A 23,891-nucleotide genomic window follows, 5' to 3' on the forward strand; every position below is an offset into this window, starting at 1 on the left:
ATATCGATTGGGCTGAATTATCTATTTCACTCAAGATCATGCTTAGTTTTGCTGCGCGAAAAACTTCTCAATCGCCACTTGTGCAATTTCTGCATCTTGAAATGACTTTACCCCAGACACGCCCATTGCACCCACCAATTGCCCTTCATACAAAATCGGCTCACCACCTTCCAACATTCCCGAAAAGGTATCCATAGTCAAAAACCCCATCTGGCCGCCTTTAATAATGTCTTCAAATAATTTTGAAGGCCGGCGACTAATCGCAGAACATTTGGCTTTTTCTAAGCATAGATTTGCTGTCATTGGCGATGCACCATCCATACGTTTCATTGCCAACAAATTACCTGTTTCATCCATTACCGCAATGCTGACATTAAAGCCATTTTCGACTGCATAAGCATGTGCTGTGTTTAGTAAAAATTCTGCATCTGCCAAAGTTAAATAATGCTTGGTTTTCATTTAAAAATCCTTTTCTTAAAAAACTGAACTTAAAACAACAAAAAAAGCCCACAGCAGGCTGCGGGCTTTATTCTAAAGCAGAAATTACTAATTTAAATGAAAATTACTTCATTTCAGCAAAAACTTCTTTCGCCATTTCAATGGTAAATGCAATATCTTCATCGCTATGTGCGCTTGAGAAGAAACCGGCTTCAAATGCAGACGGTGCAAGGTTAACACCACGTTTCAGCATGCCATGGAAGAAAGTGCGAAACGCATCTACATCACATTTCAAAATTGAATCAAAACCAGTGATTTCAGTTTGATCTGTAAAGTAAATACCAAACATTCCACCTACTTGCTGCGTAAAAAACGGAATGCCCGCCTCGTCTGCAGCAGCTTGTAAACCAGCAAGCAAGCCTGCCAATTTTTCAGTCAAAGTTTCATAGAAGCCTGGTTTACGCAAATGTTTAAACATTTCAATACCAGCACGCATTGCAAGTGGGTTGCCTGATAGTGTGCCTGCCTGATACACCTTGCCCAACGGCGCGATGCATTCCATTACTTCGCGTTTACCGCCAAATGCACCGACTGGCAAGCCAGCACCAATGATCTTACCTAATGTGGTCAAGTCAGGCGTTACGCCATAATGCGCTTGCGCACCACCAAGACCGACACGGAAACCTGTCATTACTTCATCAATGATAAAGACAGAACCATGTTCATCACACACATCGCGAATTGCTTGCAAGAAACCATCTATCGGTTTAACCAAGTTCATGTTGCCTGCAACTGGCTCGACAATTACACCTGCAATTTCTGAACCGAATTTTGCAAAGCATTCTTTTAGCATCGCAATATCGTTATACGGCAGTGTTAAAGTGTGTTTGGCGAAATCAGCCGGAACACCTGCAGAAGTCGCTTCACCCTCACCTTTAGTAAGTAGGCCAGAACCTGCTTTCACTAAAAGCGAATCTGAATGGCCATGGTAGCAGCCTTCGAATTTTACAATCTTGTCACGGCCGGTGTAGCCACGAGCAAGACGGATGGCGGTCATAGTCGCTTCAGTCCCTGAGTTGGTCATACGAACCAATTCAATAGACGGCATAATTTCGCAAATAATATCCGCCAAAGTCGTTTCATGAACGGTTGGCGCACCAAAACTCAAACCATCTACAGCCGCGTCTTGAACTGCTTTGATAATGTCGGGCTGAGCATGACCTAAAATCATTGGGCCCCAAGAGCCGACATAGTCGACATAGCGTTTTCCGTCTACGTCATAGAGATATGCGCCTTGCGCTTTTTCAATAAATACCGGAGTTCCACCTACACCATTAAATGCACGTACAGGAGAGTTTACGCCGCCAGGAATATGCTTGCTGGCTTGTTTAAATAATTGTTCTTGCTTAGCAGATAAGCTCATAAAAATTCTCTACTTATTCAATCTAAAAAATAAAATTAAGCTTGTTCAGCAAAAAGCTCAGACCATTCATAAACACGACTGCTGACAGCAGACATTGAACGACCTAATACATCACTAATCACAGCACAAAGATCAGCACCTGCTTCAATGACTTCTGCTGAATTTTCTACAGTTAAACCACCAATGGCACAAATAGGTACATTTAGTTTCGCTTTGGCTTGTTTTAGCGTTTCTAAGCCAATATTGCCTGCTTCAGGCTTAGTTTCAGTTGCAAAAATGGCACCAAAAGCCACATAGTTTGCACCGTCTGCAATTGCCTGCTCAGCCAGTTCTAAAGAGTTATTGCAGCTTCGACCGATCAAAACATTTTTAGGTAAGCGTGCTACAGCTTCAGCAATTGAACCGTCATCTTGCCCTAAATGGACACCCACACCATATTGAACTGCAGTTTCGAGATCATCATTAATGACAAAAGGCACTTTGTACTGATTACACATATTTTTCATGTATTCAATTTCATAAGCCTGATCTTCCTTTGCCACTTTTTTACGACGATATTGCAAAACAGCAACTTCATAAGTTGCCATCGCGCCTTCAAGCTTGGCTAAAAGCAATTCGATAGGATCATCATTGGTAATGAGGTATAAACCGCGCATAGTTCAATCACAACTTAAAACTTTTGAATATTATAACGATTAGGTCTGTGAAATGTTGCTTGGGGCATAAAATTTTAATGCTTTGCTGCTGAGAAAGTTATATTCCTTTTCACAGGACTACTTATATAAATGTTTAATTAAATTTTCTGTAGAAAATGGCAAAAAATACCTATTTTCAGGTATAGAACAAAACTGATACAAATTATTTAATAGTGCACCAGAAGAACTCAAAACGCAGCGCATAAAAACACAACACTTTTATAAAAATAAAAATGTGTAACCTATTAGACTTTTTGGTGCTTGGTAAGAAACGTTTTGGGGAGCGTTCAGAGCATCAAAAAGTCTAGCCTATTTTATAAAAGTTTTTATTGTTATATATTTCAAACAATAGACTTTTCTAAGGCCATAAAAAAAGCCTAGAGAAGGTCACTCTAGGCTCGGAAAACTGGGTTTATCGACTATTCATGTTTTAGATAAGAATTAAATAAACAATATGAACATTATTAGACTAATCACTCTAATTTTGCAAGTCATTTACTCAAAAAAATCACACCCATATCCATAAAAATTAAGCGTTTGATTAATAAACAATTAACTATCAATCTTATCTAAATTACGGTGTTTTAAGCTTAAGTTCCCCTTCACAATATCAGACAGCATGCGCCAATCGGAAATAAAACTGTACAAAGGTTGCTTGAAACTAGCTGCTTATTTTTTTCAAAGAAAAAATGTCCGACCCATGCACAGGCATAGCCTGAAACCAGGCCATAAGCAAAATACTTCGGTTGTCTTTTTAAAATTGCTTTTGCAAAGAAATAGAGTCCTATACTGCTGCCTGTGGCATGTAAACGTCGGCTCATGATATTTCGATGTTCAGTCAAATAAAATCGATAAAATTGCGAGTAGTCACGAATAGGCAACTGAAATTCGGGCTTTAAATCTCGATTAAACTCGGGTTGTACTTGTGAATTCATTTTGTGCTCATCCTGAACTTATTTTAATCAACATAGCTCAAAACTCGCCCACTTTAAAGGCGTAAAATTTTATTTTGTTCCAATGAAAATTGAACTATTGTGAATTATACAATTGATGGAATATCCATTTTTAAAACTTTTCTTTGGCCAAAATCAGCGCTTTCAAATCAGTCAAGTCTTACTTCTCAACTGTTTTTCGCTACAATCGAAACGCGTTTAGCTCATAGAAAATTTACGTACGATTTAGTTTTTCATTTTTATAAAAATTTAGAGATCGCTTCATGCCAGATTATGAAGTTGTAACATCAGGACAGAAAACCATGGTTGAAGTTGAATTAAAGTTCCAGATTCCAGAAGCACGTCGAACTGCATTATTAAAAGCACTCGATCCAAAAAAATCGGAACAAATTCAACTTAAAGCTAAATATTTTGATACCCCAGATCGAAAAATGGCACAGCAGCATGCAGCTTTGCGTCAACGTTTAGAAGGAACGCGCTGGATTCAAACCCTGAAAGCTGCAGGTAAAAGTCAAATTGAACGGTTTGAACATAACTTAGATTTGGGCGAGCATGAACAAGCCCCTGCCCTAGATTTATCGGTCTATGCCAATGAAGCTGAAGTTCAATCGGTTTTAAAAACCACTTTAGGCGATCAGCAGGATTCGTTACAACTTCAGTTTGAAACAGATATTCTCAGAACTTATCGCGTCATAGAGTTTGAAGATGCCAAGATCGAAGTTTGCTTAGATGTCGGCTGTATCCGCAGCAACAGCACAGAAACAGAAGTTCATGAAGTTGAATTTGAGCTTAAAAGTGGCTCTATTCAATCACTCCTTGCCTTTAGTTTCGAATGGGTTAAAAAGTATCATTTATGGTTAGATGTCCGCAGTAAAGCGGAAATCGGGAATTTGCTGGCGTTTAATCAAACTGTGAGTCCAGCAGTTGAGGCTAAAGAATTTCAACTCAGTAAAAAAGACACTGCCGCAAAAAACTTACGACTTTTAATTGCACAGGAAATGCAGCATCTTCTGCCTAATATTGCCGCAATTTCTGCAGGCGTTGCTCAGGCAGAGCACATTACACAAGCTCAGAAAGCACTCCATCATTTACAATTAACCATTTCGCTGTTTAAAGATTGGAACAGTGATATCGTTGAAAAATGGGCTGTGCAATTAGGCGCATTTAAGCAGCAATTTGAACAATTACACCATTTTGAACACATGCAAAATACCTTGGGTGGCTTTTTACAAAACCCAACGACTTCAGAAAATTTAACCAAAGATATTTTGTATGCCAAAGAGAAGTTAGGCAATTTGGTTAAATCGACTCAAAATGTACATCATTATCTTGAGCTTTTAATGTTTAGTTTGAAATTCGATGATGCGCCGCAGCAACATGATTTTAAATGGTATGCTCAAACAACCCTGCAAAACCAATATAAAGCCCTCCAAGAGGCTTTAAATGATGCCGACATTAACAATTTTGAAAGCTTAGACGTGCTTTCTCAACGCATACAAGAGCTTAAATTTAGCTTCCCAATTTTGACGTCTATTTATGATGTAAAAAATTTGCAGAAATACAGTAAAGCACTCAATGATGCACAAGTTGCGGCACAGGAATACCAAGTCCTTTCCTCTTCTGCACAATATATTCAGCAAACAGAGCTGGAAGCTAGCGATTGGTTTGTTCTCGGTTGGTTGACTGCAAAGCAAGAAGTTTATGCAGATAAACTTTTAGAAGCGACAGAACAATTCCTTGTCAGTCGAAAACTCATTAAATAAAACTAAGGGAGATTCAATGAGTCTCCCTTTTTATTTGCGTCCCACATTATTATATAGATATTCATTTATTGGACATTCAGATTCGAATTCGGCTATTTACAATTCATCACTTCCTTAGTTTGACTCAGTTACATTGAAATATTTTGAGAAGCTATTATTTTTGTTTTTTGAGTAAAAACTTTTAAAATAAGCTATCTGAAAAATTAGATTCAGGATGGTTTTATGTTGAAAATTCACATACCTGCAATTCATCCACTATTTACATTTTCACTTATTTTTATCTTTTTCCCATTACTAAGTGCTTGTAGTGAACAACATAAGCCTGTGCAAAGCACCGAATTAAGGCGCACGGCATCCTTACAAGTCGAAAAGCCGCTTTCTCCAACTCAAAACTTTGATCAGACACGAAGAACCTTTAAAGTCCTGCGCAATAATAATGAGGACTATGGTGATGAGTCTTACCAAATCAAAACCAATGCTGGCATACTAAGTATTTACAGTATGAACTTGAATCCGCAACAAGGTCAGTTACTGTCAAGCGTCAAGTCTGGAGAATGTCTAACTCTATCGAGTCAAAGTGACAATTTAATTGCGGTTGATGGTTATATAAGTGTGATGGAATTGGGTGACATTAAAATTCATCCCTGCAAATAAACATCAAAATAGTATTTGCATAACAGTCATTCAAAAAAACTAAGAACAGTACGTTCAGACTACGCTGCTATTGGGGGTTTAATTCATAATCCATACTGATTTGACCTTGTGCTAATAACCCCCATGATTTCATCGCATTACTCACCATGCGCTGTAATTGCATCAAGGCCATACCATCACGGGCTTGTATGGTCATTCCTTGTAATAAGGTCATATAAAAATCAGTCAATTGCTCTGCATGAGCCAAACTTTCAATTTCCGAATTTTGCACGCCTATAGCGAGCCGATCCATAATTTTTGTTTTGGTATAGGCACGACGTTGTTTGAGCTGTTCTTGTACGGTTTGGTTTTGCTGTGAACAATTCATTGTTGCCACCACCACCATACAACCTTTAGGTTTATTGGCTTGTACCAAATGCTGAATACTGTCATATAGGTACAATTCCATCGCAATTTTAGCCGTTTGACCTGCTTGTAGAATTTTTTCTGCAGGCTGAACTTCGTGTTCACTATAGTATTCAATACATTTTTCAAAAAGCGCCGTTTTGTCGCCAAATGTGCCATATAGGCTAGGTGCTGTGATATTCAAAGCTTGAGTCAAATCACTGATGGACGTTCCTTCATAGCCAAATTGCCAAAACAACATCATGGCTTTTTCCAAGGCTTGCTGTTCATTGAAACATTTAGGACGTCCACGCTTCTTGACCGAATCGGCTGAATTAGCGTGCTGATTTTCTTGCTTTGAATCATTCATCATAAGCTAACATTTATATTTTATAACGTTCACTAATAAAATAATTGACGCTCACAATTTAATCAAATAGTTTATTTTTATAACAGTCACTATTTAATTAAATAATTAAGGTGTAACGCTATGAATACGCATGCTACAGCTTTAAAACAAGATGAACAGTTGACGCAGCAGCCTGATGAGTCTTCCCCCAATCAAGGGAATTGGTTTGCAATCCTCACTGTTGCTATTACAGCTTTCGCACTTGTCACCAGTGAGTTTTTACCCATTGGCGTGTTAAATGCCATCGCTCAGGATTTAAAAATTAGTGTAGGTACCGCAGGTTGGGTGATTACCCTCCCTGGCATTATGGGTGCGATCGCAGCGCCCCTGCTTTCTGTTGCTGTGAAGCAACTTGACCGTCGTATCTTAATGATTGCTTTAACCGTGATTATGGTCATTTCTAATTTTATAACTGGCTTCGCAGAAAGCTTTGCACTGTTGTTGTTTAGCCGTTTTCTACTGGGTATTGCTATCGGTGGATTTTGGGCAACAGCCATAGCCTTAAGCGGACGTGTTGCACCAAGTCATCTCGCCATAGCCAAAGCCACTGCGATCGTCATGGCAGGTGTTACCCTAGCGACGGTATTAGGTGTTCCACTAGGTACATGGCTAAGTGAATGGTTGGGTTGGCGTAGTGCATTTCAAATCATTGCAGCAATCGGAATCATCATTTTAGTTTTAGAAATCAAATTTCTCCCAAAACTTCCACCGACATCGGCTATTCGATTTAGTGATTTACCTGCACTGATTCAACATGATAAAGCACGTAAAGGACTGATTATTATTTTATTAATTGGTTTTGCTCATTTTTCTTCTTATAGCTATCTCGCCCCATTTTTTAAAAATCATGCAGGCTTTGATGCGACCACCATCAGTTCATTATTATTGATCTACGGCATCGCAGGTTTCTTTGGTAATTTATTTGCGGGTTATAGCAGTAACATCAATGTCCGCTATACCCTTGTTTTTGTCGCCTTCAGTTTTATCGTGGTATTTTTTAGCTTTCCACACTTTGCAGTTCATTTATTCGGTGCATATCTTTTAACCGCATTATGGGGTTTCGCCTTTGGTGCATTTCCTACAACGGCCAATATCTGGATGTTAGTACATGCCCCTGAAGCTGTTGAAAAAGGCATGCCGCTGTTTATTGGTATTTTCCAACTCATGATTGCGTGTGGCTCTCTATTTGGCGGCTATATTGTCGATCATTTTAATGCCAATACTTTATTGTATTCGGTGATGATCTTTGTCGCCTTCGCCATAGTGGCTATTTTCACATTAGGGCGTGGATTAAATAATCCAAAGCTTCCTTGTGCAGCGAACTAAGTCCACGCTCTAACTAATGTCGTCAAAACATTTGATTAACGATATTTCCCAAAGATTTTCCACGTATTGTTATCTGCTAAAGGGTCACTATAGCTATCACTACGGGCTTTACGTGGTTTGTCACGGGCATCCACCAATTTAAAGTCGTTTTCGACACTGAGTACAATGCCATTCACATAAAAACGGGTACGGGTGTATTCACTTTGTCCATGTTGAAATACATAGGTTCTGAGGTCAATAAATTCACGGTGTGCGACCAAAGCTGCCGTATCATCGCTGTCTAGCCATAACCGCATCGCTTGAATTTGATCTGCTTCAAATTGCCCACATTTTTCAACTAAGCTGGCAATACCACGAAAGGTTTTAGATTCTTTCGCCCGTGTTTTGTTGATTCGAATACGATCCACGTGAAAATAAAAAAGCGGCAGATTCAAATGACTCGGCAAATGGACTGCATCGAGGACTTCATCTTCCATAAAGGGCTGAAATAAGTCCTGAGCACGTTCAATTAAGCCAGTCCACTGCGCATAATATTCGGCTACTTCAGACGCTGTACCATAATAAATGGGCAGCCCTTCTACATTGGCTAAGGTTGAGGGCGGCCAAACATTTTGTCGAAGTAATGCAATATCACTTTTCAGACTTTGCACTGCGATTGCATCTTGCATGGGGTATTCCACTTTACTTAGGCTATTTTTAGATTAAGTCAAAGGTTTAGTTTCTGCAAGGCTTTGCCTATAATACTGCATTAGATTTTTATGCTAGGACACATTCATGGTTCAAAAGATTGAAGCTACTGATGTAACCGAAGAAGAAGCGTTGAATGCAGCTTTCTTTGAACGTGCGGATGAATTTATTAAACAAGCCAATGAATTTTGTCGTGTTGAAAAAGGTTCTCAAGTCAAACCTGCAGAAATGCGCGGTCAAGTGAGTGCTGCCATGTTATTTGGTACTGCTCGCTTTAATACTTGGGTTGCTGCAAATGGCTTCAAAGATGGCAAAGAAATGCGTGATGCCAAAGATCAAGTGATGTCTTATATTCTTCAACAATTTCAAATGATGCTTGAAGATAATTATGATGAATATTGCGAACAGTTTGAAAACTATCTTCGCTTCCGTCATAACGAAGAATTCCATGCAAATAAGCATGATCACGACCACGATCATCAGCATTAATCAAAAGCCCTTCGGGGCTTTTTTTATACAACTTCTCTTTCACAAAGCTTTGATTTAATATTTAGTCATAACGTTGTATTTTCATCATTCATGCTATTTTCAGTGCCTCGCGTATTCGAAAATACAATGAAATACGCAAGAAATGGACATGGTTTTAAGGACAAGGATAGCAATGCAGACGCTCGATTTTGCCATCGTGGATTCACATATACATCAATGGGATCCATACAATACCCCACATGCCGCTTCACTTGCCGTGAAATTATTGGGTAAACATCCCTACTTGCTCGACAAAATGATGCGCTTGGTTAAGCCGCAAGAATTAATTGACACGGTTGGCTTAACCAAACATGTGACTACACCGTATTTGCCTAAAAATTATAAGCAAGATGCAGGACATTATTTGGTTGATCAAATCGTACATGTAGAAGCGAGCTGGCATGACCATAAAGGCAAAGGGGTGGTTGGTGAAACCAAGTTTATTGAATCCTTAGATTTTAATGCTCAAAAAATTAAACTTGGTGCCATAGTCGGCACTGCAGACCCATGTGACAGTAGTTTTAAGAAAATTCTTAAAATGCATAAACAAGCCTCCCCACATTTTCGTGGCATACGAAAAATGGCAGCTGTACATGAAGACCCAAAAGTTCATGCATGGACCAATGAGCCCCATCTCTATACCAATAAAAAATTTATGAAAGGTTTTGAAGCTCTTGCTCAAATGAATTTAAGTTTTGATGCATGGGTTTATTCAGACCAAATTCGTGATTTAACCGCTTTAGCACGTGCTTTCCCTGAAACATCTATCGTGCTGGATCATTTTGGGACACCAGTGGGTGCCTTTGGCGCTGTTGGCTCACATACAGGCTTAACCCAAACTTCACGTGACAATATCTTGTTTCGTTGGAAAGATGATTTAGCCGAACTGGCAAGTTGCCCAAATGTTTATACCAAAATGTCTGGTTTATTCATGCCTGTACTGGGTCATCAGTTTCATAAAGAACAACGCCTTGCATCCAAACAAGAGATTTTCGATTGCGCCTTTCCGCTTATTTCTCATGCTCTACAATGCTTTGGGAAATACCGTGTGATGTTTGGCTCTAACTTCCCGATGGATAGTGTGAGTGCATCCTTGGTGAATATTATTGACGCCTTTTCAGATGCGGTCGCGAGTTATGATCCTGGTGCACTGACTTTAGTCTTCCAACAAAATGCCCGTCAGTTCTACCGCCTATAAGTTCGTTAAGAAAATCTCGCTATCAAGTTATCCATTGTAGCTCAAAAAAAATCCTCCATCTGGAGGATTTTTTTATTAAGTTTATTTTTGAGTAGATTTTGCGGCTTGACCATATTGGTCAGCCATCACCTCAACCAAATGTTCAGGTTGAATATATTTTTTGATGACAGCATTAACATCCGCTTTGGTCAAACTAGCAATGTGTTGATCACGCTTTTCACGATAGTTTAAATCACGACCTTTTTCTAACTGGGGAATCAACATACTATGAATGCGACGGTCATCTTCAAGTGCAGTTAAACGCTTTTTCAAAATACTGGCTTTGGCTGCTTCTACTTCCTGTTCCGTCACGCCATTTTTCAATAAGTTTTGCAACACTTTATGAACAGACTGAGAAACTTGTGCTGATTTACCCGCAGTGTAGTTTGCATCAATACTCAGTACACCTGAATTCACCCATTCATCAAAATTAATGTCTGCACTAAAACCATAAACCAGTGCATTCTTTTCACGTAACTCTTGAGCTAGACGTGAAGACAACTGTGAATCACCGAGTATGTGGCGTAATACTTGTAACGCAGGAGAATCGGTATGCTCTACACCTACAGGTAGAGTCATAATGGCTTGGTAACTACCAAACTCACGCTGTTCAGACAATGCATGCACTTTCTGTGCAGGATACGCTGTAAATGTAGACTCTAAGCGTTGATATGGCTCGCTGGTTTTCCAATCTGCAAATTCTTTTTTCAGAATTTTTTCTATTTGCTTGGTATCAAAATCACCTGTTACCGCAATTTGTGCATGCTGTGTTTTAAAGAATTTTTGATGTAACTGCTGCACTTGATCACGTGTAGCTGACTCAATTTGTTTTTTCGCAAGTTCAGGTTCGAAGTGATAACGAATATCCCCCGGCTGATAGATCTCGACAATACGCGACAGAGTCATTGCAGCAACGGTATCCGGCTCTGTATAAGGTCGATCCAAACTCGACAAACTTTGCGCTTTGATTAAATCAAATTGTGATTGTTCAAATGCTGGCGCTTTAATAACATCAATGACATATTGCAAAAATTCAGCAAACTTTTCTTTACGTGCAACCACTTGAATTATGAGGCCATTATCATTTGCACTGACCGTTGCACCACCACCAACATCAATAATTTTATCGGCAATTTGCTGTAAACTTTGATCTTTAGATGCACGGAACATGAGATAAGCTGTCAAATCTAGCAACTCACCTTTATTCATTAAGCTTTGCGCTGTACCAAAATCCAATGCAATCGTAGCATAGGTCTTGTCGTCACGTGTTTTAGTTGGAAACAACGCATACTGAATGCCGTTTTTAAATTTAGCGCGTTGAATCTGCTTTTCTTTCTGATTTAAATATTGCTTAGACTCTGCAACATATTGCTTCACTTCAGCACGATAAACACTCGCATCTTTCAACGGCTCTTCTGCAGGCGCTTGCTGATCTAAAGTTTCAGCAGGTTTCGACGCAGCCTGTTGCTGTGCTTTCTTCTGGTCTTCAGGTGTTGGTAGAATATTTCCTGTGACACGGTATTCAGGCTTTAGAAAATCCTTATACACTTGATTCACGTCGCTTACACTCAGCTTTTGTACTTTATCTAAGTCTCGGAAATATTGAGACCAGTCCCCGTTATAAGCCACAGTATAAGAACTGAGACGTTCGCCAAGAGCCGTAGCGCTATTCTTAACATTGTCAGCCATATTTCGAGTCAAGCTTTTAACACGGTTCAGTTCAACATCGTTAAAGGCTTTGTTCTGCTCCACACCTTGTGCAAGACTGGTTGCCACTTTGTTTGCATCATGACTTGGGCCATATATCGCCCCCATAAACACCAAATTAAAATCTTTATCTAACCATGTGGTCGATTGAACTGCGGTTGCTGTCCCTGTTTCCACCATGCTTTGATACAAATGCCCACTTGGCTGTAAGGTATACAAAGTTGGAGATACCGCCAAAGCAGTTTTAATCGGTTCGACTGCACCATTTAAATAAATATTAAATTTACCAAAGTCACTACCCTTATGAACAGTAAATTCGCGTTGCTTTAATTTCGTTCCATCTAATTTAGGGACTTTGGCCTGTTCAGGAATTTGACGTGCGGCAATTGGGCTAAATTGTTGATCAATTTGTTTTAATACAGCCGCTTTATCAAACTTACCAGAAATCACCATCACTGCATTATTTGGCGCATACCAACGGCGATAGAACTGGTTTAATTCGTTCATATTGATCGATTGAAGTTCTTTCAAATCACCTATCGGTAAGCGGCCTAAAGATTGATTGCCATAGGCTTCTTTTAAAACTTGGTCGATTAACACTGAAAATGGCTGATCTAAACGAATTTCACGTTCACGCTTAACGATATCAATTTCTGTCGGTACAAATTTTTCCTGAAGTACCAATTTGTCCATCCGTTCTGCTTCCAAATGCAAAACTTGGTCAATCGAACTTTGTTCAGGACGAATCACATTGGTGTATTTCGTTGAATAATAATCCGTACTGGCATTGGTCATCAGCGTGAATTGGTCTAAGCGACGCTGAAATTCATCACCTTTGACATTTTCAGTGCCTTTAAAGGCCAAATGTTCGAGCAAATGTGCCAAACCACCTTTGCCCGCAGGGTCATTTAAAGAACCCGTGAAATACACCGTATTCATAAACACTTTGCTTTCTTTATCGTTTTGCGCCAAAACCACACGAAAACCGTTATCTAATTTATATTCTTCAATGGCTTGTTCAGTTTTAACCAATATAGGTTGAGCAAATAGGCTGGTACTTAAACCTGCAAAAAAAAGTGAAAGCGTTAAATGTTTAATACGCATGTAATTCAAGTGTCCTTTATATTTAGCATCGATCAGCGCAGTGCTGTCGATCAGATTGGTTTTGATTTTATGCTGAGCTTTTCTGGATTAATAGTTACTTTTTATTATATACATGCTGCAGAATGAGACAGCATGTATTTGATTTATGTTCAGATATAAATGTCCGACTGCATATATAAACACGCATAGCCTGAGATTTCTATACGGTCATTTTCGAGCATTTGACAATGTAACTCACCACCACGGCTTGATGCTTGATACGCTAAGATCTGACCTCTTTGTAGACGTTCTGCCCAAATTGGCACGATTCCGGTATGAATAGAACCCGTAACAGGATCTTCATTGATGCCATTACCCGGTGCAAAATAGCGTGAAATACAGTCATATTGCTGGGCTGCCGCAGTGATTGCAACATCAGTGATCGTACCCGGCGCTGTGATGGCGGTGCGGATTTTGCCAAGACGTTTTAAAATTTCAAAATTCGGTTGTTCGTCCAAAACTTGTTGAGCCGTTTCGTATTCCACGATATACGCCTGCTCATTCAAATAAACCTGCTTGAAAGGTTGACTCAACCCTAGACGTAGCTCTTCAGGATATTCGCTCACGACCTGTGCCCGACGCACAGGGAAATTCATCAGAATTTTTCCATCTTCAGCTTTATTTACGCTAAAAATACCGAGATTTTTGACATGAAATTGGATATTTTTTTCAGCCGTATAAAACTCAAAAAGCACATAACTACTGGCCAATGTCGCATGTCCACAGAAGTCCACTTCAGTGGTCGGTGTAAACCAACGAATTTCATAATTGCTGCTGTCGATTTTTTTCACAAATGCAGTTTCAGATAGATTATTTTCCAAAGCAATCTGTTGCATCAAGTGTTCATCTAACCATTCATCCAACACCAAAACCGCCGCTGGGTTGCCTTTAAATAACACTTGGGTAAATGCGTCCACTTGATACATTTTCATTGATTGAACTCCTGATTTAGTGATTTATATTAAAGGCTTTTGAAAATATTTCATGCGTTATATGCTATGTAGCAACACTTTTTAATAAAACATCTAAGTTTTAGATGAACTTAAATATAGGCACAATTTTGAAAACGCATATTCACCCCGTTCCTTTAGAAAAATCATACCGACTTTTAAATCATGGGCCGACTGTGCTCGTCTCTGCTCAGGATCAAACCCATACTGGTGTGATGACTGCTGCATGGGCATGCGCCTTAGAGTTCAACCCTGCAAAAGTGACAGTAGTACTGGATAAATCAACTAAAACACGTGAGATTATTGAAAATTCAGGCTATTTCGCCTTACAAGTACCGACACTGAAACAACTCAAACTGGTCTATGCACTTGGCATGATGAGCCAACGTGATGCGCCAGAAAAATTACGCCAATGTGGCGTGGAATTATTTCAATTTAATGCCTCAGATATTCCTGTGGTTGAAGGTTGTGCTGCTTGGCTACTGTGCAAACTTATTCCCGAACCTCACAATCAACAAGCGCACGATCTGTTTATTGGCGAAGTCATTGCTGCCTATGCTGATGACCGCGTCTTCCGTAACGGACATTGGTATTATCATGAAGTAGAAGATGAATGGAAAAGCCTACACCATGTTGCTGGCGGGCACTTTTATACCATTGGTAATCCTGTATCTGTAGACGAGGCATCAGACTAAAATAGCGCTGTGAGATATGTCGTTTATCTAGGGCTAAAAATGGATAATCATCCGTTTTGAGCTTTTTCATGCTAACTTTAACTTAATTTTAAATATTGAATGAATGGATATGGCGTTTAAAATACATACATTGGATGTCAAAAATTCACTGCAAAATTATATTTGGCTGCTTGAACACACCGAAAGCCATGATGTCATTGCGGTAGATCCTACTGAAGCTGCCTTAGTCGAGCGCTATTGTCAGGAACATCAACTCAATCTCACACAAATTTGGTTAACGCATTGGCATAAAGATCACGTCGGTGGCGTACCGGAACTTATTCAGGATAAAAACATTGCCGTTTATGGTCCCCGTGCAGAATTAAGCCGTATTCCATGGGTGAATTATCCTCTCGATCATAATGACCGATTTGAATTTCATGGTCTTGAAGTCGAAATAACAGCAACGCCCGGCCACACCCTCGGTCATATCGTATATTTTATCGATGACATTCATACACTGTTCTGTGGCGATGTATTATTTGCTATGGGCTGTGGACGTGTATTTGAAGGTACTTTTCAACAAATGTACGATTCCTTGAACCGTATAGCCGCATTCCCTGCTGAAACTCAAGTGTATTGTACTCATGAATACACCCTATCAAATGCTCAGTTTGCGCGGCATGTTGAACCTGACAACCTTGCCATACAACAGCGTTTTGATGAGGTTGAATCAATGCGCATGCTCGGACAATGTACTTTACCAAGCAGTATTGAATTAGAATTAGAAACCAATCCATTTTTACGCGCAGAAAGTGTTGAAACGTTTCAGCGCTTAAGAGAACTTAAAGACAATTTTTAATTGGATTGCGAGTTATAAGCATTTTAGATTTCATCACAAATAAACTGTTTTATTTGTGATGAATATTTCGGGCCGATTCATCATTTTATATTTATAAAATTTGATTGGTGGCAGCAAATTCATCCAATTCAGCTTGAGTCACAACTCGTACGGCTTGCATTTCATCGATACGTACCATCAATAAACCACCTAATGCAGGCTGATAACGTCTTGCACTACCAAATGGTGTATATGCCACTTTAGATTGCTCCGAAAAGACCAACCAATCTTCATGTCCAAGCATCACCGCAACAGGCGTCTGTCCCACTTGTTGCATCTGTTCAATTTTTGCTTTTACAGCGTGCTCAATGTTCTGCATGCGTTCAATCTACTTATACCAATAGATCATAGTATAAAAGCTTTTCGATAAATCTTGATGAGAAATAGCATTGCTAGCTCACCTATCCAGCGAATTAGGCTTTGAACAAGCTGTTATTTGCAATCCACAACTGCATAACCAAACAGCTGTGCATTCTAAGCCAAGCAATCGTTTATTTTGCGCACAGCTTCTCTATAGGCATAGGATAGATTTTAAGCCAGCAGTTAAAAACCTAATTTTTAAAATACGTTATATTTACTTACATTAAGTTTAGCTTGTTATAAAACAGCAAGTTAAATGAGTTTATACAGTTTACAAGCCGATAATCTGTTTATTTATCCATCAAAATTTCATATTTTAAATAAAAGTTTTCCATTTCCCCTTTAAAAAATATTTTGACACCCCTATTTAATATTTTAATGATTGATAAGGAGTTCGCTCGTGAAAAAAGTGGTTAAAGCAAAAAATTTGGTTGCCTTCCGTCTTTGGTTAGAAAAGTTAGGATATTCTGTTCGTACACTGGCAGATAATCGTGGATTTACATTCAGTTTTAAAAAAGAATATGGTCTAGTGACTGTAGACTTGTCTGGTAATGCTTTGGCCATGCAGCTCGGTGAAGAGTTTGAAGATCATTTAAAGGCATAATCTTCTCTATAATTTATTCGAACGATTAGAAATAAATGATTTAATTCGATTGATTCGAATCCGCATTTCAAAATTTGCCCGTATATTCGGGCTTTTTTTCACCTTTGTTTTACTGACTCATTTTAACGAGATAAATTTCAGACAATAAAAAAGCAAGATTAGACATCTTGCTGTATCTCTGGTTCATCATTCTTTCATTAGATTTTTTTATTAGAATTAGTCTTCAAAAAAGACCATGTTTAAGACACTGAGTTTTTCGAATTTCAAAACAAAAAAGCAAGGTATAAAACCTTGCTTAATCTAATGGTGGGGACGGAGAGACTCGAACTCTCACACCTCGCGGCGCTGGAACCTAAATCCAGTGCGTCTACCAATTTCGCCACGTCCCCAACTCGGGTGCTGACAACGTCAGACTTTAATTTGTTTAAAAACCTGTTTATTTGGCAACTTAATAAATTAAGTGGTGGGGACGGAGAGACTCGAACTCTCACACCTCGCGGCGCTGGAACCTAAATCCAGTGCGTCTACCAATTTCGCCACGTCCCCAACAGGGTTACTGACAATGTCAGACTTTTTAAAACTTGGCAGAGGATCAAGGATTCGAACCTTGACGAACGGTTTTGGAGACCGTCATGCTACCATTACACCAATCCTCTGTGACCTTCATTACCAAACTCATGTTTAGTAATTCAGTGGTGGGGACGGAGAGACTCGAACTCTCACACCTCGCGGCGCTGGAACCTAAATCCAGTGCGTCTACCAATTTCGCCACGTCCCCGATGGCTGTGTATATTATAGAGATCACCCCTACATGACAAGCCTTTTTTATAAAAAAGCATCTTGTTTGTTTAAATAAAAAACAATAGTGCTTTTTTTGTATTTTTCTTAAGCAAATTCAGCAACTAAGTCGCTTTTTAAGCGATAAAAATCCACCAATCTGTCATTTTTTTGCTTCATCAACATGTGTTGCAATAGCTGACTAAACCCTTGATATTGCATTGGCAGATCAAGCTTTAAGCGTTGGCAATGTAAATAGGCCCAATCTTGATAGTTTTTTGCATCTAAACGCTGTGATGTCAGCCATTCCAAGAAAATAATCCCCAGCGCATAGATATCACTGTGCAAAGATTTTGCTTGTCCATGGAAAAGTTCTGGAGCCATATAACGTGGTGTCGCAGTTAAGGCATTTTGCTGATCAAAATCTAATGGTAGCGCTTGCTCAAAGTCGATGAGTCTGCACTGCCCTTGCCAATCCACAAAATGCTCTTGTTTTAAATCTGCATGTATCCAACCGTGCAAGCTTAATCGTTCAACCACATCGAGAGCTTGCCATAGCACCTGCCTCACCTGCTCAATGCTCAAATTCGATACAGGCTGTAAGAACCAAAGCTCAGCATTGGGCAGTATTAATAGGCGATCAATAGGCTCTTGCTGAATACTGAGATGCGTCTCTTTTATCACTTGAAAAGGTAGCGTGATACTGTTTTGTGTAGACGCTTGATTGAATAGCTGGTACAGCTCAATTTCTCGACCAAAACTAGCTACATGTTCAGGGCTGCTGTCACTGACTTGCGCCTTGAGCCAATAACGTTGTTGATTGAATTGAAATTGATATAGACGACGGCCAAAAACCAAACTTTTGGTTTTGGTTTTTGGCTCGCAAATGGTTTGCGCTAAATCTGTAGATTTAAACCGCAATAAATTCTGCATGTCGTTGACTGGGTTCATTTTGATAATTTAATAATTCCAAACAATGCTGAATGGTCTTACCAATGCGGGCTTGCGTTTCGATTAATGAAATCTTCGGCCAAGTGGCTCTTTCACCTTCACGCTGCAATACTTTAAACAGATAAGGTCGAGGATTTTGCAACATATAACTATAGTGTCTTAAGCCATATTTCCCCACAATATTGACATCACCATAGTAACGCTGATCCACCACGCCATAACCATGATCAAGCAAACGTCTAACAGGTGGGATACTTCCTGCACGCTCACGGGCAAAATCCATCACCCCTTTACTAATCACCTTACCTTGACGACGAACGATCCGCTCAGGCCAACTCAACATGCTTTTACGAAAGCGTGAAGCATCATCCTGCATAAACGGCACAATATGCGGATTGACCTGACTAGCGATACTGTAATTAATATTATACAAACGCGCCATTTTCTCCTGTGGGAAATCACTGCGCACACTGCCATCCACCCAACGCGTTGCCGACATATATGGCGTAAATTGCCCGTCATAACGCTTACTGGTCAGTCGTACCGGTGGAAATAGAATAGGCACTGCACATGATGCCAGCACCGCACTCCACACCAACAAATCGGGTGATGTATACGCATTCATAATTCGTGCATCTTGTGATGCATCATAAGGCGCAACTGCCACATTGATATGCAGACCTGATTGCTTATATGCTTCGGCAAAAGTTAAGTCACCTAAGTTTTCAACCAAAAACTTTTTCAGATATTTTACATCTGCCAAACCGCCATTACCCTGCACTAACTCAGTCAATTTACGAAAGTGAAATGCCTCACTAAAGAAATTTTGTCCGTTTAATAAATTGGTAAACTCTGACGGTTTAGATACACCCAACATCCCGGTCATAATTGCGCCAGCACTGGAACCAGACAGAACTTTTGGCATCAAATCTTGTTCCATTAGTGCTTTACACACACCGGTATGAAACAAGCCTAAAGTTGAACCGCCGGAAAACATCAATACAGGTTGTCCATAGGCTTTTTGGCTTTGTTCAAAGAATTCAATTTTTTGTGCAGCATTGAGACAAACGCATTCTTCAGATGCGATAAATGCCAAACTTTGACTCACCTCATCAACATAGTCTTCAATAATTTTTTTGGTGCCGACGTAGGCTTCTGTAAACAGTAAAGGATGAGCAATATTGCCCACATCATAAGTTAAACCTTCACTTAAAATGTACATCAAATCTCGAGTACGTTTCTGAGCACGATATCGTCTCAGTAACCCTAAACGATGAGTAATAATTTCTGCATCAAAATACGGTGAACTATTATCGAATTTCCATTCTTGCGCACCCGATTCTTCATCTATTTTAAGTGCGATATCTTTCCATTCTTCATAACATTCAGCACGGTCGAGCTGACGCTTTAATTTTTTTATCCGATATGCCTGATGTGGATTAATACTTTTTGAAAACCCTGTAAACAACATGACTATCCCTCAGCACACTTTAAACTGTTCACTCAGCTAGATTTATAACAACTTTTTGGTTATTCGAATAGCGCTGATCTGCCAGAACAATCATTTAACTTTGACATATTGAGGCGATTATAACTGCATTATTGATGTACACTGCTGTCATATACCAACCAACAACAAGACACGACAAGCTGACTTATCATGGCTACAATTGATTTACCTGACAACATCCTTCAATCACTATCTACTGTACTCTTACAACTACAGCACAGTTTGCCTGAGCTTAAACAAGCACCCGATTTTTCGAGTATCGCGTTTAAATGGCAAGATAAACAGCTTAAAGCCATTCAACAGCCCAAAGTCATGTATTTAGAAGATTTAAAAGGAATTGAGCGTCAAAAAGAAAAAGTGATTCAAAACACTTTACAGTTTTTAAATGGCTTACCTGCCAATGATGTTTTACTCACTGGCTCTCGTGGTACAGGTAAATCATCCATCGTCCGTGCTCTGCTCACCCATTATGCAGACCAAGGTTTACGTTTAATTGAAATTGAGCGTGATGATTTATCTGATTTGCCAGAAATCCAAAAGTTGATTGAACATCGCCCTGAAAAATTTATCGTATATTGTGATGATTTGGCATTCAATGCTGAAGATGAAAACTATCGCAGTTTAAAAAGTGTTTTAGATGGTTCATTACAATCAGGTTCGAGTAATTTTATTATTTATGCTACCAGTAACCGTCGTCATTTATTGCCTGAATTCATGCATGAAAACACACCTGTAACCAAGGTAGATGTGCCTCAATATACCGAACTTCACCCTCAAGAAGCGATTGAAGAAAAAATATCTCTTTCTGACCGCTTTGGGATGTGGCTGTCTTTTTATCCAATGGATCAAAATTTATATTTAGAAATTGTTGAACATTATTTGGCTAAAGCCGAGATGCCATGGACAGATGAAGCGCGTGCTGAGGCACTACGTTGGTGTCAAGGTCGTGGGCAACGTTCAGGGCGTGCTGCTTATCAATTTTCAAAGCATTGGATTGGGTCAGAACAACTTAAACAAGCCTAGAGCCAAAAAACTAAATAAAAAAAGAACCGCTATAGCGGTTCTTTTATTATTGAATATGACAAATGATTCTTTAATTCTGACAAATAGGTGGAAGGACAGAACGAATACCTAAACCATTGGCAATTTTCTGCACTGTGTTTACCACATTAACATCATTAGCTTGATATGAAACCAACTGAATACCCATCGGCAGTCCACTTTCACTTTGAGTCATTGGAAAAGCATAACTTGGTGCATCTAAATAGTTAAATGGACGCGTGTATTCACCCACATGACTAAACTCGGTATCCGTTGAGCTTGACACAGCTGCAAGGAAGGGGCTCACTGGAAACAGCAAACATTGACCATTTAAAGAAGCTTTAAATGTCTGCTGAAACTCAGTTCGCTCTGCAATCAATGACTCGTATTTTTCCTGTGAAATACTCTTACCGCGTAGCACACGCTGACGAACTAATTCCCACATCTGTGTTCCAGCATTTTCAGCTGTATCGCCATGATATAAATAACTTTCATAAGCAATAATGTCAGACGTCCGGTCCGATAAATTATGAAAATCGAAATGTGCAGGTGGTTGCCAGTTTTTAATTTCGATTCCCAATGATTCAATGCGTTTTAGCCCTTCGCGCCAAAGGGTTAATACCTCAGGCTCAAGCGGATATGGAAATGCAGATTCATCTAAAGCATAAATTACATTTTGACTTGATGCCGCTCCAACATCTACATCCATCAGTACATTGACTAAAGCGCTAATATCATCTGCAAATCGTGCAAAAGGCCCTAGAGTATCTAAAGTTTTGGATAAAGGTACTGCACCCGTGTCGGCAATTTTATGGGCTGAAGGTTTAAAACCAAATATGCCATTTAATGCTGCTGGTGTACGAATCGAACCACCTGTATCACCGCCAAAGGCCATAGGACTAAGACCACTAGCCACAGCAACCGCTGAACCTGAAGATGATCCACCCGGTGCAAATTGCTGCTCTGCCCACGGGTTTTTAGGTGTGCCTTGCATTGGATTTTGACCAGACAAACCAAAAGCCAACTCGGTCATTTTAGTTTTACCTAAAATCACAAAACCTAAATCTTGCAATTGATCAACCAGTTTACAGTTCGCTTGCGCTTTTTGATCTAAATAAACCGTACCTGCATAGGTGATATGACCCGCTACATCCAGATTATCCTTTAGTAAAATTGGCACACCATGAAATGGACTCAATCGTGTGCCTTGCTGAAGCAGCTCATCTAAATGTTGTGCCTGTTGCAAAGCCTCAATTTCGAATAATTCCGAAATACAATCTAGATGTTTAAATGTTTGGTTTCGATCAATATAAAATTGAACTGTCTCTACTGAAGTTATCTTTTTGCAGGCAATCTGGCGACCAAGCTCAAGTGCAGATAAATTCACAATATTCATTTTATATCTTCCAAACCTTTTCCTGCCGTTTCAGGCATTTTCATAAATGTGATTAATGTTAATAATGCGCCAACCAATACCATAAAGTAGAAATAATCTTGTTTACCAATACTTTGTAGCCAAGTTAGCACATACGGTGTTGTGCCGCCGAGTAAAGCCACCATCAAGTTGTAGGGTGCGCCAATGCCAACTGCACGAACTTCTGTCGGAAACTGTTCAGACATGACAGCTGGGCCAATGGAGGTATATAAAGCATATAAAACCAAGCCGAAAAGCTCGACCAATAAAATTGATGCAAACGTGCCATCCATCCATTTAACGATTGGATAAAAGAACACTAAATATCCCACGGCAAATACGATCAACTGTGGTTTACGCCCAATTTTGTCTGATAGCCAGCCAAATACAGGCTGACACAACATAAAGATAATTAAGCCAACAGTATTTGCAGCAAAGGCTGTTTGTGGCTCTGCGCCTAAAACTTTAATGGCATAGGTCGGGACATAGACCACAAAAATATAGAATGCAAATGTTGTTAAGATAGAAATACCCACAATACGAAGCGTTTCTTTCGGATGACGTTTAATCAGTACAACCAAAGGATTTTTTACTGATTCTTTTTTATGGGGCATTTCGCTATCAGGTACTGATTTACGAATCCACATACCCACCAAGCCGCCAATCGCACCCAAAATAAACGGAATACGCCATCCGTATTCGCTCATTTGCGTTTCAGTTAAAGTACTTGTTAAAGCCCAAGCAAGACCTGAGGCCATCAAAATACCAATCGCTGAACTGAAAAACATAAAGCTTGAATAGAATCCGCGTTTATTTTTTGGTGCCATCTCTGAAAGATAAGTTGCCGCTGAAGCGAACTCACCACCCAAAGATAAACCTTGAAGTAATCGCGCTAATACCAAAATAATCGGCGCAAAAATACCAATTGATTCATAGGTTGGTGAAAGACCAATCATCAAAGAACCACCTGCCATCATTATGATAGTTGCGGCCAAAGCTGCTTTTCGACCATAGCGGTCAGAAAAGATCCCCAATACGATTCCACCTAATGGACGCATGAAGAAACCTACAGCAAAAATTGCGAAGGTCGCAAGCAAGGATGCAGTTGGATCATCTGATGGGAAAAATTGTTTCGCGAAAAATACTGCAAAAGTTGCATAAATCGTCCAATCGAACCATTCAATAGCATTTCCTACAGTTCCTGCAAGAATAACTTTCTTTTGTGATACATTTCCTTGTGTGGAAATTGAGTTTTGCATTTTTGACTCATCCATAAGCGTCTCATTTAATATTTAGACATAAATACAGGTTGTATTTTATTTTCTAGACTTAAATTTAGATTATAATTAGTTTTTAGACAAG

The 23,891-nt window shown here is 39.5% G+C and carries 21 protein-coding genes, 4 tRNA genes and 1 pseudogene; 9 read left to right on the forward strand and 17 right to left on the reverse strand.

Annotated elements, in window-relative coordinates:
• Positions 1-42: 42 nt before the first annotated feature.
• The 4 genes and pseudogenes from AC25JC_RS01225 to AC25JC_RS01240 form a co-directional block, all read right to left on the reverse strand.
• Positions 43-459: a GlcG/HbpS family heme-binding protein gene (locus AC25JC_RS01225; protein ID WP_249748748.1), complete on the reverse strand. Its 417-nt coding sequence runs from the start codon at positions 457-459 to the stop codon at positions 43-45.
• Between the two features lie 103 nt (positions 460-562).
• Positions 563-1,861, reverse strand: a complete 1,299-nt coding sequence (gene hemL / locus AC25JC_RS01230; protein ID WP_249735040.1) for a glutamate-1-semialdehyde 2,1-aminomutase — start codon at positions 1,859-1,861, stop codon at positions 563-565.
• Between the two features lie 35 nt (positions 1,862-1,896).
• On the reverse strand, positions 1,897-2,517 hold the full coding sequence (gene thiE, locus AC25JC_RS01235; protein WP_078188828.1) for a thiamine phosphate synthase: 621 nt from the start codon (positions 2,515-2,517) through the stop codon (positions 1,897-1,899).
• Positions 2,518-3,108: 591 nt separating this feature from the next.
• Positions 3,109-3,491, reverse strand: a pseudogene (locus tag AC25JC_RS01240) (Mpo1-like protein).
• Positions 3,492-3,811: 320 nt separating this feature from the next.
• Here AC25JC_RS01240 and AC25JC_RS01245 point away from each other — a divergent pair.
• Both AC25JC_RS01245 and AC25JC_RS01250 read left to right on the forward strand, forming a co-directional pair.
• Positions 3,812-5,272 carry a CYTH domain-containing protein gene (locus AC25JC_RS01245; protein WP_486923349.1) on the forward strand — a complete coding sequence of 487 codons (1,461 nt, stop codon included), beginning with the start codon at positions 3,812-3,814 and terminating at the stop codon, positions 5,270-5,272.
• 222 nt (positions 5,273-5,494) lie between these two features.
• The gene (locus AC25JC_RS01250; RefSeq protein ID WP_180034738.1) at positions 5,495-5,926 is read left to right on the forward strand and encodes a hypothetical protein; all 432 of its coding nucleotides are present in this window, start codon (positions 5,495-5,497) and stop codon (positions 5,924-5,926) included.
• A gap of 67 nt (positions 5,927-5,993) precedes the next feature.
• On the opposite strand, the gene AC25JC_RS01255 is transcribed toward AC25JC_RS01250, so the two are convergent.
• Entirely contained in the window at positions 5,994-6,680 is a 687-nt protein-coding gene (locus AC25JC_RS01255) for a TetR/AcrR family transcriptional regulator (RefSeq protein WP_486923350.1), read from the reverse strand.
• A 120-nt stretch (positions 6,681-6,800) separates the two neighbouring features.
• Here AC25JC_RS01255 and AC25JC_RS01260 point away from each other — a divergent pair, with 120 nt between their 5' ends.
• Positions 6,801-8,045 carry an MFS transporter gene (locus AC25JC_RS01260; protein WP_486923301.1) on the forward strand — a complete coding sequence of 415 codons (1,245 nt, stop codon included), beginning with the start codon at positions 6,801-6,803 and terminating at the stop codon, positions 8,043-8,045.
• 35 nt (positions 8,046-8,080) lie between these two features.
• Here the strand turns inward: AC25JC_RS01260 and AC25JC_RS01265 are convergent, their stop codons facing one another.
• Positions 8,081-8,713, reverse strand: coding sequence for a hypothetical protein (locus tag AC25JC_RS01265; RefSeq protein ID WP_180034736.1), 633 nt, complete (start codon positions 8,711-8,713; stop codon positions 8,081-8,083).
• Positions 8,714-8,819: 106 nt separating this feature from the next.
• Here AC25JC_RS01265 and AC25JC_RS01270 point away from each other — a divergent pair, with 106 nt between their 5' ends.
• Both AC25JC_RS01270 and AC25JC_RS01275 read left to right on the forward strand, forming a co-directional pair.
• Entirely contained in the window at positions 8,820-9,221 is a 402-nt protein-coding gene (locus AC25JC_RS01270; protein ID WP_078188837.1) for a DUF3144 domain-containing protein, read from the forward strand.
• Between the two features lie 172 nt (positions 9,222-9,393).
• On the forward strand, positions 9,394-10,458 hold the full coding sequence (locus tag AC25JC_RS01275; RefSeq protein WP_486923302.1) for an amidohydrolase family protein: 1,065 nt from the start codon (positions 9,394-9,396) through the stop codon (positions 10,456-10,458).
• A gap of 81 nt (positions 10,459-10,539) precedes the next feature.
• On the opposite strand, the gene AC25JC_RS01280 is transcribed toward AC25JC_RS01275, so the two are convergent.
• Both AC25JC_RS01280 and AC25JC_RS01285 read right to left on the reverse strand, forming a co-directional pair.
• The gene (locus AC25JC_RS01280) at positions 10,540-13,308 is read right to left on the reverse strand and encodes a M16 family metallopeptidase (RefSeq protein WP_486923303.1); all 2,769 of its coding nucleotides are present in this window, start codon (positions 13,306-13,308) and stop codon (positions 10,540-10,542) included.
• Positions 13,309-13,457: 149 nt separating this feature from the next.
• Complete coding sequence (locus AC25JC_RS01285) at positions 13,458-14,279, reverse strand: PhzF family phenazine biosynthesis protein (protein ID WP_180063096.1); 822 nt, start codon at positions 14,277-14,279, stop codon at positions 13,458-13,460.
• 104 nt (positions 14,280-14,383) lie between these two features.
• Between AC25JC_RS01285 and AC25JC_RS01290 the strand changes: the two genes are divergently transcribed.
• Both AC25JC_RS01290 and gloB read left to right on the forward strand, forming a co-directional pair.
• On the forward strand, positions 14,384-14,992 hold the full coding sequence (locus AC25JC_RS01290) for a flavin reductase family protein (RefSeq protein WP_180034732.1): 609 nt from the start codon (positions 14,384-14,386) through the stop codon (positions 14,990-14,992).
• Between the two features lie 109 nt (positions 14,993-15,101).
• Positions 15,102-15,833, forward strand: coding sequence for a hydroxyacylglutathione hydrolase (gene gloB, locus AC25JC_RS01295; protein WP_078193608.1), 732 nt, complete (start codon positions 15,102-15,104; stop codon positions 15,831-15,833).
• 91 nt (positions 15,834-15,924) lie between these two features.
• Here gloB and AC25JC_RS01300 read toward each other — a convergent pair whose 3' ends face one another.
• On the reverse strand, positions 15,925-16,191 hold the full coding sequence (locus AC25JC_RS01300) for a hypothetical protein (protein ID WP_249748755.1): 267 nt from the start codon (positions 16,189-16,191) through the stop codon (positions 15,925-15,927).
• A gap of 441 nt (positions 16,192-16,632) precedes the next feature.
• On the opposite strand from AC25JC_RS01300, the gene AC25JC_RS01305 reads away from it, so the two are divergent.
• Positions 16,633-16,836, forward strand: a complete 204-nt coding sequence (locus AC25JC_RS01305; RefSeq protein WP_078188846.1) for a hypothetical protein — start codon at positions 16,633-16,635, stop codon at positions 16,834-16,836.
• Between the two features lie 304 nt (positions 16,837-17,140).
• Here AC25JC_RS01305 and AC25JC_RS01310 read toward each other — a convergent pair.
• The 6 genes from AC25JC_RS01310 to AC25JC_RS01335 form a co-directional block, all read right to left on the reverse strand.
• Positions 17,141-17,225 (reverse strand) — tRNA-Leu (locus AC25JC_RS01310).
• A 72-nt stretch (positions 17,226-17,297) separates the two neighbouring features.
• Positions 17,298-17,382, reverse strand: a tRNA-Leu gene (locus AC25JC_RS01315).
• Between the two features lie 36 nt (positions 17,383-17,418).
• A tRNA-Trp gene (locus tag AC25JC_RS01320) sits at positions 17,419-17,492 on the reverse strand.
• 37 nt (positions 17,493-17,529) lie between these two features.
• A tRNA-Leu gene (locus AC25JC_RS01325) sits at positions 17,530-17,614 on the reverse strand.
• A 107-nt stretch (positions 17,615-17,721) separates the two neighbouring features.
• Positions 17,722-18,546: a protein kinase domain-containing protein gene (locus AC25JC_RS01330; RefSeq protein ID WP_486923304.1), complete on the reverse strand. Its 825-nt coding sequence runs from the start codon at positions 18,544-18,546 to the stop codon at positions 17,722-17,724.
• Positions 18,524-20,035, reverse strand: a complete 1,512-nt coding sequence (locus AC25JC_RS01335) for a DUF3336 domain-containing protein (protein ID WP_180102671.1) — start codon at positions 20,033-20,035, stop codon at positions 18,524-18,526. Before AC25JC_RS01335 ends, AC25JC_RS01330 begins: the two co-directional genes overlap by 23 nt.
• Positions 20,036-20,224: 189 nt before the next feature.
• Between AC25JC_RS01335 and AC25JC_RS01340 the strand changes: the two genes are divergently transcribed.
• Entirely contained in the window at positions 20,225-21,097 is an 873-nt protein-coding gene (locus AC25JC_RS01340; protein WP_486923305.1) for an ATP-binding protein, read from the forward strand.
• A 70-nt stretch (positions 21,098-21,167) separates the two neighbouring features.
• Here the strand turns inward: AC25JC_RS01340 and AC25JC_RS01345 are convergent, their stop codons facing one another.
• Positions 21,168-22,511, reverse strand: a complete 1,344-nt coding sequence (locus AC25JC_RS01345) for an amidase (RefSeq protein ID WP_486923306.1) — start codon at positions 22,509-22,511, stop codon at positions 21,168-21,170.
• Complete coding sequence (locus AC25JC_RS01350) at positions 22,508-23,803, reverse strand: MFS transporter (protein ID WP_486923307.1); 1,296 nt, start codon at positions 23,801-23,803, stop codon at positions 22,508-22,510. The genes AC25JC_RS01345 and AC25JC_RS01350 overlap by 4 nt, the downstream gene beginning before the upstream one ends.
• Positions 23,804-23,891: the final 88 nt, after the last annotated feature.

The organism is Acinetobacter sp. P37, assembly GCF_057480965.1.

Bases quoted from the DNA above. Each gene is read 5' to 3' on its own strand.
- AC25JC_RS01225 (WP_249748748.1), bottom strand. From the start codon at position 459: ATGAAAACCAAGCATTATTTAACTTTGGCAGATGCAGAATTTTTACTA.
- hemL (WP_249735040.1), bottom strand. From the start codon at position 1,861: ATGAGCTTATCTGCTAAGCAAGAACAATTATTTAAACAAGCCAGCAAG.
- thiE (WP_078188828.1), bottom strand. From the start codon at position 2,517: ATGCGCGGTTTATACCTCATTACCAATGATGATCCTATCGAATTGCTT.
- AC25JC_RS01245 (WP_486923349.1), top strand. From the start codon at position 3,812: ATGGTTGAAGTTGAATTAAAGTTCCAGATTCCAGAAGCACGTCGAACT.
- AC25JC_RS01250 (WP_180034738.1), top strand. From the start codon at position 5,495: ATGTTGAAAATTCACATACCTGCAATTCATCCACTATTTACATTTTCA.
- AC25JC_RS01255 (WP_486923350.1), bottom strand. From the start codon at position 6,680: ATGAATGATTCAAAGCAAGAAAATCAGCACGCTAATTCAGCCGATTCG.
- AC25JC_RS01260 (WP_486923301.1), top strand. From the start codon at position 6,801: ATGAATACGCATGCTACAGCTTTAAAACAAGATGAACAGTTGACGCAG.
- AC25JC_RS01265 (WP_180034736.1), bottom strand. From the start codon at position 8,713: ATGCAAGATGCAATCGCAGTGCAAAGTCTGAAAAGTGATATTGCATTA.
- AC25JC_RS01270 (WP_078188837.1), top strand. From the start codon at position 8,820: ATGGTTCAAAAGATTGAAGCTACTGATGTAACCGAAGAAGAAGCGTTG.
- AC25JC_RS01275 (WP_486923302.1), top strand. From the start codon at position 9,394: ATGCAGACGCTCGATTTTGCCATCGTGGATTCACATATACATCAATGG.
- AC25JC_RS01280 (WP_486923303.1), bottom strand. From the start codon at position 13,308: ATGCGTATTAAACATTTAACGCTTTCACTTTTTTTTGCAGGTTTAAGT.
- AC25JC_RS01285 (WP_180063096.1), bottom strand. From the start codon at position 14,279: ATGAAAATGTATCAAGTGGACGCATTTACCCAAGTGTTATTTAAAGGC.
- AC25JC_RS01290 (WP_180034732.1), top strand. From the start codon at position 14,384: ATGAACTTAAATATAGGCACAATTTTGAAAACGCATATTCACCCCGTT.
- gloB (WP_078193608.1), top strand. From the start codon at position 15,102: ATGGCGTTTAAAATACATACATTGGATGTCAAAAATTCACTGCAAAAT.
- AC25JC_RS01300 (WP_249748755.1), bottom strand. From the start codon at position 16,191: ATGCAGAACATTGAGCACGCTGTAAAAGCAAAAATTGAACAGATGCAA.
- AC25JC_RS01330 (WP_486923304.1), bottom strand. From the start codon at position 18,546: ATGCAGAATTTATTGCGGTTTAAATCTACAGATTTAGCGCAAACCATT.
- AC25JC_RS01335 (WP_180102671.1), bottom strand. From the start codon at position 20,035: ATGTTGTTTACAGGGTTTTCAAAAAGTATTAATCCACATCAGGCATAT.
- AC25JC_RS01340 (WP_486923305.1), top strand. From the start codon at position 20,225: ATGGCTACAATTGATTTACCTGACAACATCCTTCAATCACTATCTACT.
- AC25JC_RS01345 (WP_486923306.1), bottom strand. From the start codon at position 22,511: ATGAATATTGTGAATTTATCTGCACTTGAGCTTGGTCGCCAGATTGCC.
- AC25JC_RS01350 (WP_486923307.1), bottom strand. From the start codon at position 23,803: ATGGATGAGTCAAAAATGCAAAACTCAATTTCCACACAAGGAAATGTA.